Annotated in this window: 13 protein-coding genes and 1 tRNA gene; 4 read left to right on the forward strand and 10 right to left on the reverse strand. The window is 51.3% G+C overall.

Going from position 1 to position 15,529, the window contains the following annotated elements; translation table 11 throughout:
- Window positions 1–6: 6 nt before the first annotated feature.
- The 4 genes from R3I13_RS08780 to R3I13_RS08795 all read right to left on the reverse strand — a co-directional run bounded on the left by R3I13_RS08780 (window position 7) and on the right by R3I13_RS08795 (window position 2,602).
- Window positions 7–420, reverse strand: a complete 414-nt coding sequence (locus tag R3I13_RS08780) for a nuclear transport factor 2 family protein (protein WP_346317553.1) — start codon at window positions 418–420, stop codon at window positions 7–9.
- Window positions 421–437: 17 nt separating this feature from the next.
- Window positions 438–1,454 (reverse strand): MBL fold metallo-hydrolase, encoded by a 1,017-nt coding sequence (locus tag R3I13_RS08785; protein WP_346317554.1) that lies wholly within the window; start codon window positions 1,452–1,454, stop codon window positions 438–440.
- Window positions 1,455–1,506: 52 nt separating this feature from the next.
- A complete protein-coding gene (locus tag R3I13_RS08790) occupies window positions 1,507–2,274 on the reverse strand; it encodes a TetR/AcrR family transcriptional regulator (protein ID WP_346317555.1) in 768 nt (255 codons plus the stop codon).
- 255 nt (window positions 2,275–2,529) lie between these two features.
- Window positions 2,530–2,602, reverse strand: a tRNA-Ala gene (locus R3I13_RS08795).
- A gap of 671 nt (window positions 2,603–3,273) precedes the next feature.
- On the opposite strand from R3I13_RS08795, the gene R3I13_RS08800 reads away from it, so the two are divergent.
- From R3I13_RS08800 to R3I13_RS08810, 3 genes are all read left to right on the forward strand, one after another.
- The gene (locus tag R3I13_RS08800) at window positions 3,274–3,951 is read left to right on the forward strand and encodes a response regulator transcription factor (protein ID WP_346317556.1); all 678 of its coding nucleotides are present in this window, start codon (window positions 3,274–3,276) and stop codon (window positions 3,949–3,951) included.
- Window positions 3,951–5,186 carry a HAMP domain-containing sensor histidine kinase gene (locus R3I13_RS08805; RefSeq protein WP_346317557.1) on the forward strand — a complete coding sequence of 412 codons (1,236 nt, stop codon included), beginning with the start codon at window positions 3,951–3,953 and terminating at the stop codon, window positions 5,184–5,186. The genes R3I13_RS08800 and R3I13_RS08805 overlap by 1 nt, the downstream gene beginning before the upstream one ends.
- Before the next feature lie 77 nt (window positions 5,187–5,263).
- Window positions 5,264–6,757, forward strand: a complete 1,494-nt coding sequence (locus R3I13_RS08810; protein ID WP_346317558.1) for a trypsin-like peptidase domain-containing protein — start codon at window positions 5,264–5,266, stop codon at window positions 6,755–6,757.
- An 87-nt stretch (window positions 6,758–6,844) separates the two neighbouring features.
- Here the strand turns inward: R3I13_RS08810 and R3I13_RS08815 are convergent, their stop codons facing one another.
- Genes R3I13_RS08815 through R3I13_RS08835 form a run of 5 tightly spaced genes read right to left on the reverse strand, consistent with a single transcriptional unit; the run spans window position 6,845 to window position 12,382 of the window.
- A complete protein-coding gene (locus tag R3I13_RS08815; RefSeq protein WP_346317559.1) occupies window positions 6,845–7,261 on the reverse strand; it encodes a response regulator in 417 nt (138 codons plus the stop codon).
- Window positions 7,245–8,342 (reverse strand): hybrid sensor histidine kinase/response regulator, encoded by a 1,098-nt coding sequence (locus R3I13_RS08820; RefSeq protein ID WP_346317560.1) that lies wholly within the window; start codon window positions 8,340–8,342, stop codon window positions 7,245–7,247. Before R3I13_RS08820 ends, R3I13_RS08815 begins: the two co-directional genes overlap by 17 nt.
- Window positions 8,343–8,354: 12 nt before the next feature.
- Window positions 8,355–10,517, reverse strand: coding sequence for a 7TM diverse intracellular signaling domain-containing protein (locus R3I13_RS08825; protein ID WP_346317561.1), 2,163 nt, complete (start codon window positions 10,515–10,517; stop codon window positions 8,355–8,357).
- A 35-nt stretch (window positions 10,518–10,552) separates the two neighbouring features.
- Window positions 10,553–11,251, reverse strand: a complete 699-nt coding sequence (locus R3I13_RS08830) for a hypothetical protein (RefSeq protein ID WP_346317562.1) — start codon at window positions 11,249–11,251, stop codon at window positions 10,553–10,555.
- 27 nt (window positions 11,252–11,278) lie between these two features.
- On the reverse strand, window positions 11,279–12,382 hold the full coding sequence (locus tag R3I13_RS08835; protein WP_346317563.1) for a ThiF family adenylyltransferase: 1,104 nt from the start codon (window positions 12,380–12,382) through the stop codon (window positions 11,279–11,281).
- A 662-nt stretch (window positions 12,383–13,044) separates the two neighbouring features.
- Between R3I13_RS08835 and R3I13_RS08840 the strand changes: the two genes are divergently transcribed.
- Window positions 13,045–13,779 carry a superoxide dismutase gene (locus R3I13_RS08840; RefSeq protein WP_346317564.1) on the forward strand — a complete coding sequence of 245 codons (735 nt, stop codon included), beginning with the start codon at window positions 13,045–13,047 and terminating at the stop codon, window positions 13,777–13,779.
- A gap of 82 nt (window positions 13,780–13,861) precedes the next feature.
- Here the strand turns inward: R3I13_RS08840 and R3I13_RS08845 are convergent, their stop codons facing one another.
- On the reverse strand, window positions 13,862–15,499 hold the full coding sequence (locus tag R3I13_RS08845; RefSeq protein ID WP_346317565.1) for a glycosyltransferase family 39 protein: 1,638 nt from the start codon (window positions 15,497–15,499) through the stop codon (window positions 13,862–13,864).
- Between the last annotated feature and the right edge of the window lie 30 nt (window positions 15,500–15,529).

The following is a 15,529-nucleotide window of genomic DNA, read 5'->3' on the forward strand; positions in this document are numbered from 1 at the left end:
TCATTATTATTTTATTTTTCTTTCTTTTTCAGTTATAGCTACATCATTTATACTGGCATACCTTTTTGCCATATAGCCGGCTTCGTCAAATTCCCACATTTCGTTGCCATACGACCGGAACCATTGTCCCGAGTGGTCGTGCCATTCATATTCGAACCGGACGGCTATTTTATTATCATTAAATGCCCACAGTTCTTTTTTTAATTTGTATTCCAGTTCTTTTTCCCATTTGCTTTCCAGGAACTGTTTTACCTGGCTGCGTCCCTTCAGGAACAGTGAACGGTTCCGCCATTCTGTGTCTGCAGTGTAGGCGAGGCTGACATTTTCAGGATTGCGGGTATTCCATGCATCTTCTGCGGCCTGCACTTTTTGTTGTGCTGTTTGCGTAGTAAACGGTGGAATGGGGAATCTTTTTTCCATGATTGACCGATTAATGATTATAAAATGATCTCTTCAAATATTTTTTTCGTCTGTGCTTCCAATGAAAATGAGGGAACCACTGCCGGCTCGGGAATGAGATATGTTTTTATTTTTTCGTCATTCCTGATGATCGTCCTTAGTTCCGGGAGTTTGTCTTTAAGCTGGCCGTAACTGAGTCCTGCCTGTTTTTGAGCCGTTACCCATTCGTACAGCACCTGGAAATACCGTTGCTGGTTTTTTACAGTGCTGTGATTGCCCAGCTCACCGTGACCGGGCACCAGTATCTCGGCGCCCAGGGCGTGCATTTTATCCAGCGTCCTGATCCAGGAGCCGGGCTCTGCATCCAGGAAGAGGTTGTAAGGTCCGTTGAGGCAGGCGTCTCCCGTAAAGAGTATTTTATGCTCCGGCAGCCATGCAACGGCATCGCCTCTGGTATGCCCGGCTCCGAGATGAACCAGTTCAAGCCGTTTGTGCCTGTCTTCTATCACCAGTTTTTCTTCAAAAGTCATGGAAGGGGGCAGGAGGGAATAAGCCATTAGATCTGTTCTCCTGCTGCTCGAATTTTCCCAGCGTCCGGGTTTGTTGCTATAATAGCCTGTTTCATATTTCCGAAGTTCGGCCACAACGCCGGTGTGGGCTATGGCTGTTGCTCCCTGGCTAAACCAGAACCTGTTCCCATAAATGTGGTCGCTATGGTGATGCGTGTTAAAAACGTATCGTACGGGCTTTGAAGTGGTCTTTGCGATTTCTCTTAGTAATATTTCTGCTTTTGCGGGAAAGTTCGCGTCTATCAGCACTACGAAGTCTTCAAAAACGATCCATCCATTATTGCATTCCACTGCCTGGTAGTTGCCACTTTTGAAGTATTCCACTTTGCCTTTGCTGAAGAAGACATCCGGCGCAAGCTCTTTTACTTCTTCAAAATCAACCGGTTGTTCTGTTGTACTTACCATTGATCCTTTTACTTCGCCTGCGTTTACCAGCGAACCCAGCGTTAAAGCTGACAGATTCTTCAGGGCGGTCCTTCTGTTCATAAAATTAGATAAATACAGATCGGTCTGTCTATTTTTATTGAAAAAAATGTAGTTATTCCATGTCTTCTATAATCAATTTGGCCATCATTCTTGCTCTTTTAATGGGCCAGGCGTCTTTATAGATTTTAGATTCAACGATGGCCCCCTCAAACAGCAGGTAAATGGAATCGCCGAGAAGGTCTTTATCCTTTTCAGGACGGTTCTCAAGAGCTCCTGCGGTGAGGTGTTTGAAGAAGTTTCTCAGTTTTGCTTTATGTTCCAGGATTTCTTTTGACATCAGCGGGCTGGTGCTTCCGATCTCTGTAAGCATGTTGATGAACCGGCAGCCCAGGAAACTGTTCTTCCGCAAGGCATATTCAAGGAAATCGAAACAGGCGGTGAGCTTTTGCGCGGATGTTTTTTTGCCGTCAGTCCATTTTTCAAGGCCGGCAAACCATTCTTCCCGCCCGGCTTTTAAATAATGGACCCCCAGTTCGTCTTTAGACCCGAAATGCTGGTACAAACTGGCCCTTGCGACGTTCGCTTCATCAAGGATCTGGTTTATTCCGGTATTGTTATACCCTTGAGTATAAAAGAGTCTTGAAGCTGTTTCAAGGATTCGTTCTTTCGGACTTGTTTTGTTCATGCCGGCATAAAGGTAAGCATTATTCTGTATAAATAGAACGGTCTGTCTATTTTTTTCAATATTAATCCAATTTTCATAATTTTTTAACTGGCGTGGTGACCGGGGAGAAGTGAGCCCTGACCTTGCCGAAAGCATTCGGGACGCTCTATGAAGTCTAATTGAATAACAAACAAAAAAGCCTCCGAATTTCTTCAAAGGCCTTTTCTTTTCTGTGGAGGATAGGGGAGTCGAACCCCTGACCTTCCCGAAAGCATTCGGGACGCTCTATGAAGTCTAATTGAATAACAAACAAAAAAGCCTCCGAATTTCTTCAAAGGCCTTTTCTTTTCTGTGGAGGATAGGGGAGTCGAACCCCTGACCTTCCCGAAAGCATTCGGGACGCTCTATGAAGTCTAATTGAATAACAAACAAAAAAGCCTCTGAATTTCTTCAAAGGCCTTTTCTCTTCTGTGGAGGATAGGGGAGTCGAACCCCTGACCTCTTGCATGCCATGCAAGCGCTCTACCAACTGAGCTAACCCCCCGAACGGAGTGCAAATTTAGCCGCTTTTTCGAATAAACAAAAAAAAATGTTGAAACACGGCCGTTTCAGCCACGACAGGCAGTTACTGCCCGACGGCACTGCATTCCGCGGGACTGACAAACCCCACTCATCCCTTCCTGCGAAATTTTCCGGCCGCAAAATTTGGAAGTAAACTTTCATATCGTATATTTGCCTACATATTCTACAGAAATAATAGAGTATATAATTTACCACCACAAAACATTCACTGGTCTGCCGCAACGGCAGCGGCCTTAACTCTTAAATGCATCAGCTCATGAATAGTCATTTGCGTTTTGTGGTGTGCTCCCGCTCCTGTTCGTGCTGCACACGAATGTAAAACTCAGAGAAACATCGTTGAACCTTATCATAAAGCCTTTGTCAGGCTGCGGGGGAAGCAGTGCCTTGTATTACTTGGTGGTAAATTATCCGGCGCCGCCGATCCCGCAACCGCCTGACGCTATCCTGTAAGATCTGAAACCAACCATTTCCCATTTTTAAGGCCACGGCGCCATAACTGACTGCTATGGCGCCGCTCCGGCCTTCCCGCAATCACAAGGCCTGCCAATTTGTTAATAATGATGGATCTGTACAGTCCGCGGAAGCAATTCCGCGGACTGTTTTTTTTAGTATATTCATCGTCCAACGGAAAAAATGAAGATCCTGATCATCGAAGACGAACTGGCCCTGGGCAAAAGTATTGCCGCTTATCTCCAGGCGGAAAGCTACACCTGCGAGCTGGCGCCCGACCGCAAAACCGCGCTGGACAAGATCGAGAGTTTCGATTACGACTGCATCCTGCTGGACATTTCCCTGCCGGACGGCAATGGTTTATATGTACTGCAGGCCCTCAAGGAAAATCATAAAACAGACGGGGTGATCATCATCTCCGCCCGCGATTCCATAGATGACCGCATCAAAGGCCTGCAACTGGGGGCAGACGATTACCTCGTCAAGCCCTTCCACCTTTCGGAACTGAGCGCCCGCATCGCCGCCGTGATCCGCCGCCGCCGCTTTTCCGGCAGCAACCTGCTGGAAGCCGAAGAACTCAGCCTCAACACGCAGGCCCGTACCGTACAGGTGAACGGCCAGCCGGTGGAACTTACCCGCACGGAATACGACCTGTTGCTGTACCTGCTCACCAACCGCAACCGTGTAGTAAGCAAACACGCTATTGCAGAGCACCTCAGCGCAGACGGGGAGGGGCTGTTCGATAACTACGATTTCATTTACGCCCATATGAAAAATCTCCGCCGCAAGCTAATGGCGGCCGGCTGGAAAGACCGCATCAAAGCGGTATACGGCATGGGGTATAAAATGGAGGTATCCTGATGAGGCTTCTGAACAAAACCATACAATACTATTTCATCCTCAGCATGGTACTGCTGCTGGTGGCTGTGCCCGTATTTTACCTGGTGCTGCGGAAGATCGTGATCGCCAATATCGATGCGGACCTCGTAGCCACCAAAACCCAGCTGATACCGCAGCTGCAGGTGATGGAAATAAAACCGGGCGCTCCCAATCCCTTGCTCAACAACGATGTGACGCTGGAAAAATCGCAGGGCGGGAAAGTGCCCGACTCCCTGTATACTTCCGAATCGCACCGCCTGCTTTCCTCTCACCTGGTAATCAACCAGGAAACATACCGCCTCCAGATCAAATCTTCCATTGCCAATCATCAAAAGCTGATCGGCAGCATCATTGTGCTCCAGTGTGTGCTGCTTATCTTATTGCTGGCAGGCCTGCTGCTGGTGAACCAGGAACTTTCCCGGCGCATCTGGAAGCCGTTCTATCAAACGCTTCGCAAGCTGCGGGCCTATAAAGTGGATGATGCCGACCCGCTGCAACTGGGCAATTCAGCTGTGGCCGAATTCAGGGAACTGAACACCGCCGTAGAGCAGCTGGCAGAACGCAGCCGCAAAGCCTACGTGGCGCAAAAGGAATTCGCGGAGAATGCGTCCCACGAAATGCGCACGCCCCTGGCCATTTTCCAGGGAAAGCTGGAGCTGCTCATGCAAACGGACCCGCTTACGGAAGAGCAGGCAGAACTGATCACAGACCTGGCCACCGCCAGCCAGCGCATGGCCCGGCTGAACAAAGGGCTCATCCTGCTTACCCGCATCCAGAACGGGCAGTTTCCCGAAACAGAAGAAATTGCCGTGAAAAAGACGGCCGAACACCTGCTCAGCCAATACCAGGCACAGATAGAACAAAAGAACCTGCAGCTGGAAAAAGACTGGCTCGATGACATCACCGTAAACGTGAACCCCACCCTGCTGGAAGTCTTGCTGGGCAACCTGCTTTCCAATGCCATCCGCCACAACATTCCCGGCGGCAGGATCGTCGTGAAGCTGGCCAACGGTGCCTTCAGCGTGCGCAACACGGGGCAGCCCTACGCCCTGCCGGAAGACCGGATATTCGAACGTTTCGCGAAAAGCAGTGCAGATGCAGACAGCATGGGCCTCGGGCTGGAGATCGTCAATAAAATATGCGGCCTCTATGGCTTCACGGTCCGCTACGCCTACGAAAGCCAATACCATTCCTTCACAGTGCAAATGAAAAGTTAATTCTTCCCCGCACCCGGCCGGTATTCAGAATGTATTCAGAATGGGCGGTGATTTTTACACCATCTAAACCGGATACTATGAACAAAAGACATCTTCTTGCAGGCGGCCTGATGGCTGCAGCTTTTACAGCCGGCGCTTTCGCTTTCAGCGGAAAGGCCGGGGATCTTTACGACAGTATCGCGCAAGCCCCCTCCCAGCCCCTGATCAAAACGGCCTACACCGGCGCGCCGGCGGCCCAGCCAGTAGATTTTGAAAAAGCGGCAGGCGCGGCAGTGCCTTCTGTTGTACATATTAAAACCCTCGTTCAATACAAACAAACCGCCGGGAATCAAAATCCCTTCGGCGACGGGGAAGACGATATTTTCCGCCACTTCTTTGGCGACGGCGGCCGCAGGCAGTTCAACCGCCCTGAACAACGCGCTTCCGGCTCCGGTGTGATCATCAGCGAAGACGGGTATATTGTGACCAACAACCACGTGGTAGACAATGCCACGGAGATCACCGTTACGCTGAACGACCGCAAGAACTACAAGGCCAAAGTGATCGGCACAGACCCGAATACGGACCTGGCGCTGATCAAGATAGACGGTAAGAACCTCCCCGCGGTGGCCATCGGCAACTCCGACGATGTGAGGCTGGGGCAGTGGGTGCTGGCCATCGGCTTCCCGCTGAACCTGGACGTGACCGTTACCCAGGGCATTATTTCCGCCAAATCACGCAACATCGGCATTAACCGCCAGGGGCCCGCTCCCGTGGAAGCTTTCCTGCAAACGGACGCTGCGGTGAACCCGGGCAGCAGCGGCGGCGCGCTGGTAAACACGAATGGCGAACTGATCGGCATCAACGCGGCGATCGCTTCTCCCACGGGCTCTTACGCAGGATATGCCTATTCCATTCCTGCCAACCTGATGAAAAAAGTGATCAACGACATCAAGCAGTTCGGCAGCGTGCAACGCGGCTACCTCGGCATCAGCATGGCGCCTGAGAACCTGGACGATGCGCAGAAAAAAGAACTGGGCATTAAAGACGATGTGAACGGCGTATTTGTTGCCGGCACCGATCCCAGCGGCGCGGCTGCTGCGGCGGGCATTAAACAGGGCGACGTGATCACCAAAGTAAACGATGCAGTGGTAAGCAGCGGCTCCCAGCTCTCCGAGAAGATCGCTACGCTGAAGCCCGGCGATAAGGTAAGCCTCACCTACAGCAGGAACGGCAGCGAAAGCACCGTAAACGCTACGCTGAAAGGCAAGATGGGCTCCATTGCAGGCGCCCGCTCCGGCAGTGCGATCATCGAATCACTGGGCGGCCAGTTCGAAGACCTTTCGAAACAGGAAGCAGCCCGCATCGGCATTGCCGGCGGTGTGAAGGTGACGGACATCAGTGAAGACGGAGTGCTGGGCGACCAGACGAATATGAAACCCGGCTTCGTGATCACCAAAGCAGGCGGCATCCCGGTAAGAACGGTGGAAGAGCTGAAAGCGGCGCTGAGCAAGCAAAGCGGCAACTTCCAGCTGGAAGGCACCTACCCCGGCAGCGGCAGGACTTATTTCTACGGTATCAACGACTATTGATAAAACGCATCTTTTATACTGGGGGTTAACTATAAATGGGAAGGCTTCTTCATCTTCATGAAGAAGCCTTTTTTTATGGAAGACGGTTTATTGTTCCCTGAAGATATTCTCGATCACTTCCTTCAGTTCCTTTGGCTGGAGCGGCTTTTTGAGCAGCCTGATCACCATCGGGTTGGCGTTGGTGCGGGAAATATCCCCGAAGTCCAGCGAAGAAGATACCATGATGATATAACATTGGTTCTTGATCTTCTGCGGGTACGAATCAAAGGAGCGGAGGAATTCGAAGCCGTCCATCTCGGGCATTTGTATGTCCAGCAAAATGACGGTGGGAGGGATGTGCGGCAGGGTGATATTGCTGGAAAGGAACTCCAGCGCTTTGTTGGCATTGCTGAATGAAAGAATGGTATGGCTGAGCTGCTGAATGGATATCAGCCGCTCATGCAACAGCAGATCGATGTCGTTATCGTCTATCAGTATTACGCGCAGATCAGGAATCGAATTCATTTCTGTTTGGAATCGAAATTTCAAATTGTGTGCCTTCACCATAGCGGGAATCAACACCAATGGTGCCGCCGATCTTGCTCAGGGCTTCTTTTACGATATACAGCCCTATGCCGCTGCCCGGCTTGTTATTGTTCTTGGAGCGGAAGAACATCTTGAAAATATTGCTTAAATGCTCGCTTAAAATGCCGATACCATTGTCCTCTATGCGGATGGTGGCTTTGTGCGGTTCCACTTTGACAGACAGGTTTACCTGCGGACTCGATTCGTCAGGCTTCTGATATTTAACGGCGTTGGAAATGAGATTGTTCAAAATCACGCTGATCCTGAAAAAATCGCCTTTGAAAGGCACGAGCTGGTCCACTTTTACATTGAAATTGATCGAGGTATTCTGATGTTTGAACGTATCGATGCAGTCGTTGATCAACAGGTTGAAGTCGATCTTTTCATATTCAAGGTCAAGACGGGAATTGCGGTAGTATTCGATGATCTTCTGGATAAAGCTGTCCAGCCGCGTGATGCACACTTCGATCATGCCCATATATCCCTGCGGGTCCGTCATGGTATTATCCAGCCGGCTGAGGTTGATGATGCCCTGCACGCTCATCAGCGGGGCGCGGAGGTCGTGGGAGGTGGAATAGATAAAGCGGTTCAGCTCGTCGTTGGTCTTCTCCAGTTCCAGCACTTTTTCTTTCAGCTGTTTGCGGGCTGAATAGATCTCATAGGCGTTATTGATGGTTTTGAAAAGCTCGTGTTCGTCCCAGGGTTTTTTGATGTAGGAAAAGATATGTCCCTTGTTGATGGCGTCTATAATGTCTTCCACATCGGTATAACCGGTCAGCAATATCCTGATGGGGTCAGGCAGCACTTCCTTGATCTGGTTGAAAAATTCCACACCCGTGGTGGTGGGCATCTTCTGGTCTGCTATGATGATATGTACTTCAATACCTTTTAAGACCTGTAAACCTTCGGCAGCCGAGTTGGCAGTATATATCTCGTAGCTCCGCCGGAAATTGGCGCGGAACGCATTGAGGTTATGCACTTCGTCGTCGATGTACAGAATTCTGATACGGTTATTTTTCATGAGGGTCTTGTATTAGGACGCTTGACTTTGGGCAATCGGCATATTCTGTGGTAAATATATAATAAATTCCGCTCCTTTACCCGGCTCCGATTCAACCACTATCTTTCCGTGATGCTTCTCAATGATACTAAATACAATGGATAAACCCAGGCCTGTTCCTTCGCCTACGTCTTTCGTGGTAAAGAACGGCTCGAATATCTTCTCTTTCACTTTCTCCGTCATGCCAATGCCGGAGTCCCTGATGCTGATGCTTACCATCTTGTTGGCTTCCAGTCGCGTGGTGATGGTAAGGCTTTCTTCTCCCTGTACGGGCTTCATTTTGATGGCGTTCAGGGCGTTGTTGATGATGTTGAGGAACACCTGGTTCAGCTTGCCCGCGAAGCACTCTATCTTGGGCAGTTCCCCGTAATTGTAATGCACGGCCACGTTCTTCGGGATATTGTTGCGCAGCAGCACCATGGTGGAATTAAGGCCTTCGTGGATGTCCACGAACTTGAGGTCGCTCTCGTCCAGCCGGCTGAAGGTGCGCAGCCCTTTCACGATCTCGGCGGTGCGGTTGGCCCCGTCTTCGATGCCTTTGATGAGCGTTTCTATCTCGGTATGCACATAGTCTATATCTATCTGCTGTTTGAACTGCTCTATCTCGCTGAGCTTCTCCTGCACGTTATCTCCCGGGTTGATGGACTCGTATTTGCGCAACAGGGCCCTGAGGTCTTCAAAATCGAGCTTCAGCGGTTTGATATTGCTGGTCACGAAGTTGATGGGGTTGTTGATCTCATGGGCGATCCCGGCGGTAAGCTGACCGAGGGAAGCCATCTTTTCCGACTCCACCAGCTGTGTTTGCGCCTCTTTGAGGTTGTTGAGCACGCGGTTGAGCTCTTTGTTGGATTGCTGCAGGGCTTCGGTCCGTTCCGCCACTTTATTTTCCAGCACAACGTTTTGCTCGCGCACCAGCTGTTCGTTTTCCTGCGATATGCGGAGGGCCACGGCCTGCGATTCTTCTTTCTCCTTGCGGTAGATGTTGATCTTATTGGCCAGCGCGAACGACAGCAATGTTACTTCCGCGGCGGAGCCCACCTGCAGGGCGTAATAGGTGAAGTCGTTGTAAGGCAGCACGTTGAAGTTCCGCATCACGAATATCACTACGCTGGTGAGGAAGATGCTCCAGGCCAGCAGGAAATAACGCGCGGGAATGAAACCGGTGCGGGCCACCACCACGCCGATGAACATGGCGCCCAGCGAAGCGGTCATGGCGGTGATCTGCGTCATCATATTGGCCAGGAACTGCATGTCCAGGAAGGTGGGGATGAACACAAGCGCATAGGCGATCACCACCCCGGTGAGTATCTTATGGCCGAGTTTGTAACGTTCTTTGGTATGAAGGAACGACTGAATAAACAGCGCCGCGGTAATGCCGTTCAATATGGGGATGATCAGTGTGTCGTGCTGCGCCATCCAGGTGCTGTCAGGCCAGAGGAACCGGAAAGTGTACCCCTGCTGGGAAGCCTGGGTGAGGCCTACGCAGATGATGTAGCTCACATAGATAAGGTAGCTCCGGTCGCGGGTGGTCAGGAATATGAAGAAGTTGTAAAGGGCCATCACGAGGATAATGCCGGAGTATAGCCCGAATATGAAGTTCCTTTCTGTGTTCTTGGTGTTGAGGGTGGTTTCGGCGCCGAGGTAAACGGGCAGTTGGGCCTGCTCGCCGGCGCGTACTTTCAGGTAATATTCACGGGTCTCGCCCTGCGGGATGTCCAGCGGGTAAATATAGTTCTGGTGATCGTACGGCCGGTTGCGGTAGGGCTGGAACTGGCCCAGGCTCAGGATGCGGTAGCCGCCCGCAGGCAACACTTCGTAAAGGGTGATCTCGTCGATGGTCGGGTATTCCACCTCCAGCATCAGCCGGGGCAGGTCTGTTTCATTTTTGATATAGAAACGGGCCCAGTTTGAAAAGGGGGAGATCTGGAGGTTAGGCACCGTTTGGCCGGACGGGGCGAAATGCTGTTTACGGATTTGGTCGATGGTAAGCAGGTTGGTACTGTCCCGGTAAAGGTCCAGAGCATGCCCGATCTGCATGAGTTTGGAGCTGTCTCTGAATACTACCGGTTCAGATGCAAAAGCGTTCCCGTACCCAAGGAGGGCCAGGAAAAACAGGACAAAAAAACGTATAGGCATCTCAAAACGGGATTGTATTATGCAAACATAACAGATTATTGCACCATTTGTGGCAGACCAAGCAGGTAATTCACTTCAAAAGTTCCTTTGGGCCCGGTTTCGGTTCTTACCTGGTTGGGGTTGCTGCGCAGGTTCCGGATCAGTTCCCTTTCGCCCGGGTCGGCGCTGGCCACTTCGTGAATGTCCCTGATGATCATGGCTGTAGCCACCAGGTCGTCTTTCGGGTAATAGAACACGCCTTCATTGCCGAGGGAGGTATCTATCACGGCGCCCACCCGTTTAGCCCCGCGGGTGGTAACGGGGGCGCAGAGTACGTGTACATTGTCTACCGGCAGCTGGGTCATGAGCGCTACGCACACCCTGCTGAGGATGAGGCTTCCGATGCCCATGCCGGCCACTTCCTTCGAGTTCCACAAGCCGCATATCTCCGCGCTGCCGATCTTCACATCTGAATATATTTTAGGATCGTATTTCCCGATCGCCGTTTCGATAGGCAGGGGCAGCACCCCGTCTGCCATCTGCACGCGCGCGCCGCCGTAGGTCTTCGTGCCGGTATCGTCTTCCACGATCACCACTACGGTGTTCTTGTGGTTGATCCAGTCCACATTGCCGGACGTGATCTTGGTAATACCAAAATATATCTGCAACAATTTACTGTGGCCTTCGTAAAACCGCATAGCCGCTTCCGGATCATCCGGCGCGAAAAAAGCCCTTACGTTAATCGGTGCGCTCATTGGTTGCTTCTTTTATTTACAGGGGCATTATTGAATAAGTTGATCAAAATCCACATAATACCGGCCTGAGACTCTCAGCTGATCCAGCAGTATGCGCCTGCATGTATCAGTTACCATCGCACCTCCCAGCATCACGGATGACGCAAGCTGAGGCCAGGTCGTAATTGTTTTGCCGATCTGCCCCACGGAATATTTCATCCGCTGGCTCATATCGGCGAAGCCCGCCATCGGGCCCAGGATCGGCACTTTCTCTTCGTTGCTGAGGTTGCGCAATGAAGCGAGATCGTCTATCTGCGGTATGAGGCCGTGGAGCATCGGGTAATCCGGTTCCAGGTCGTACCGCTCGATATCCAGCATGCCGCGGTCGTTGGTGTCCATCACCACCGGAATCTGCATGGCTTTGGCTTTCTGGCGGCTGAGTATCTTCACGTCTATGCCGTCGCACTCTTCCACGAGTATATCCAGCTTGCCGCCTTCGGCCAGGAAGCTGTCTAAATTATTTTCGGTAGCACCGTCTGTATAACATTTCACGGTGAGAAAAGGATCTATTTCCGCGATCTCGCGGGCAGCCACGATCACCTTGGGCATGCCCAGGCTGGAAACGTCCGTGCGCAGGCGGTTCATATTGGTCAGCTCCACCGCGTCAAAATCTGCCAGCCTCAATTCGCCGCACACTCTTTCCATGGCCAGGGTGAGCGCAATGGTCTGCCCCACGCTCAGGCCGATGATGCCGATCTTCTTCTGAGCCAGCAGGTCCCTTTCCTCTGCGGTGATCTTATGCATGTTGCGGGATGTGCGCAGCGCTATGAACTCCTCCCTGCCCAGCAGGTGCACTACCTTGCCCGACCAGGGATAATATACCCAAACGCCGTGATCTTCCGGCTGAACCCCGTTAAGATGCGCTTCAATGGCTTCGCTTGTTTCTGCTGCCGTAAGACTGCGGGTAGGATGGCTGATTTTAACAAGCTCCTTCAACTGGCTCTGAAGCTCGTCAAACACGCTGATCTGCGGGTTATCCCGCAGTAATCGCAGCAGGGCCTCCTTTTCCTCTTTCCGGACGGGCTCAAAAAATACTGGCGAATAGGTTAAGCGCTCATGCCGTGTCTGCTGTATTCGTTCCTGGATTGTCATGCTGCCTCCACTCTCATTTTACTGGTGATCAATTCTGCTTTGCCTGGTGCTCCTTCTAGCTTCGTTAGGTTATTTTTTACTTCAAAAGTATAAGGATCATTCACCAAATCTTTTTCCGCCGGAAAGGAATGTCTCAAACTCAAATCTCCTCCCGGCCTGTAACAAGCAATAAGTGAATATTGGAATAACTGTCTGAAATACAGTTAACTCCGGACCTTTAGGTCCTGGTTATGTAAATATCTGTGTCAAAAACTTTCCCTTTGCAGGGAAAGCGGTTATTAATTATAAATAATGAACTGAAGAAAAATCAAGAACTACATTCAACATTTGCGGGGGATGGACGAGTGCCGGATGCCGCCGGTCAAGGAAGTACAGGTTGCCTTCCGGCGAAATCCGGTCCGGGGAAGGGTAAAGCCTTATTCCAGGGATAAATAGCTTCATCTTTCGAAAATGATTAAAATACTACTACAACAACACATGAATATAAAAGTAAAATAGCAATTAATTTCAAATTAAACTATAATCTCCTACTTTATTTTAACCAGTTAGCAAAAATAACGATAATATTACGTCAGTTTTCCCTTCGCGCACCTTCACATTGGTGTAAAATTTGCTTCCCTTTGTTCTGTTAAATTATAGATTTGTAACATTAATATTTTCATATGAATAAAAGAGAATTCATAAAACTGGCCGGCCTGGCAGGGATTGCCGCCCTTGCAAATCCTTCCGCCACCTGGGCCGCCACGGCGCCTGCGGACAATAAAAGCCTCCTGGCCCTCAAGCCTCCCTTCGTGCTGCCGCCGCTGCCTTATGCTACGGATGCCCTCGAGCCGAATATCGACAAGCTCACTATGGAGATCCACCACGGAAAACATCATGCTACTTATGTCACCAACCTGAACAACGCGGTGAAAGAAGGCGCTTTCGCAGGCCTCAGCCTGGGCGACATCCTTGGCAAGGTAACCGCCACCGACGCAGCCGTGCGCAACAACGCCGGCGGCCACTACAACCACAGCCTCTTCTGGACGCTGCTGGCCCCGGGCCAATCATCTCCTTCCGGGGAACTGCAACAGGCCATCAACAGCGCCTTCGGCTCGCAGGAAGCCTTCCAGGCCAAATTCGCCGACGCCGCCAAAGGCGTTTTCGGCAGCGGCTGGGCATGGCTCATCGTGCAGAAAGGCGGCAAACTGGCCATTACTTCCACACCCAACCAGGATAACCCGCTCATGACCAACCTGGCCAAAGATCCCGGTACTCCCATCCTCGGCCTCGACGTGTGGGAACACGCCTATTACCTCAAGCACCAGAACAAGCGCCCGGACTATATCGCGGCTTTCTGGAAAGTAGTGAACTGGAATACGGTGAATGAACTGTATGCGGAAGCACTGAAGAAATAACGCAGCAGATACATAAAGAAACCGGGCAGGCAACGGAACATTCCGCGCCTGCCCGGCTTCGTTTGATGCTGACAACAAAAAATTATTTGCGCCGGAAGAACACGAACCCGTTCTTCTCCCCAATCACCTCCAGGTTGGGATGCTGCCGCCAGGGCTCCGCGTCGGTAATGCGGCAGATGAAATAGGCCGGTTTGTCTATATCGCCCTCCAGCAGCCATTTTTCGCGGCTCTCTTTATCCGTGTAATACGCTTTGTTCGTACTCGGCTGCTTCCTGGTATAATAAAGGTGCGCATAACTGTGATAGCTCAGCGGCTTCACATACACGTCCTTCCCGATAAAGGATTCATAATATTCAATGGCGGCGCGCTGGCTGAAGCCTTCCACCTTCGGCACGAAATGCAGCACGGTAACCTGTATCATCACCACGCTGCTGATGAAAAGGCAGAGCAGGCCCTGCTGCATCTTTTTACGGAACAGCAGCACGCAGCTCACGATCACCAATACCATATAAATAAGGCCATAGGCCATTTCGCCGTAGCTGAAAGGAATGTCTGCCTGGAGATTGGCCCTGGCAAAGCGGTCGCCAATGTGCGGGATCAGCTCCTGCCTGTAAATGCCCACCAGCGGCAGCAACCCGATAGCCAATCCCAGCACAAGCCCGATGAACAGGATCAGGGAAATGTTCCAGGCCTTCAGGGTGAACCTGCCTTCGAGCAAACGGTAGACCTGCAAAGCAGCCAGGTAGCTGAGCGGGAAATAACAGAGGGAAGAGTAATGCACGATCTTCGTTTTCACGATGCTGAACAGTATCAGCACTACCCAAAACAGCACCCACATCCATACCCGCAGGTCCCTGCCCTCTGCGGGCTGCGACAGGTAGATAGACCGCGTGCGCGCAGTAGTGAAATAGCTGAACAGGAACAGGCTCGCCGGGAAGCAGCCGATCAGCAGCACCATGGGGTGGTAAAAGAACGGCTGGTCGTGCCCTGCATCAGGCGTGGAAAACAGGCGCCACTGGTACTTTACGAATTCTTCCACGAACCACATGCCATGGCTGGCTATTTCATAACCAAACCACAGCAGGGTGGTAACCGTTGCGCAGCCGGCGATGGTGAGCAGGTGCGTCAGGCGGATGTGGATGCGGAACTTGTTGTAGATCCAGTACGCCACAAGCGTGAGCCCTGATATGAGAATGGCCGCCGGCCCTTTCGTGAGCACGGCAAGCCCCAGGAAGATACCGCTGAAAACCGCCATCCGGAAGGCTTTTTCGGCATAACCAATGCGGTATGCAAAATAAATGGCGAGGAATATAAAATAGTTGAAAGCGGGATCGATGATGCCGGACTTGAAATAAAAATGCGGCAGCCAGCTGCCCGCATACACCAAAGCCCACCACAGGCCGAACTGTTCATCCACCTGTTTTTTCCCGATATGATAAAAGGTGAGCAGCGTGGCAATGCCGATCACAGCATTCGGGAAGCGGGCGGCAAAATCGTTGATGCCAAAGAGTTTCATGCTCAGCGCCTGGAACCAGATGAACAGCGGCGGTTTTTCCCAGAAAGGAGAGAAGTCTATCTGCACCTGCGAATAATTGCCGGTCACGATCATCTCCCGCGCGGCTTCCGCGAAATTGATCTCGTCCCAGTCAAAAAGGTGGACGGCGCCAAGGAAAGGAATGAACAACAGGGCAGCTGCAAGAGCTATCAACAGATATTTCATCAGGATGTACGGTTTGCCGCTTCACCGCAT

Origin of the sequence: Chitinophaga sp. YIM B06452 (assembly GCF_039655965.1) — a bacterium.
Taxonomy (GTDB): domain Bacteria; phylum Bacteroidota; class Bacteroidia; order Chitinophagales; family Chitinophagaceae; genus Chitinophaga.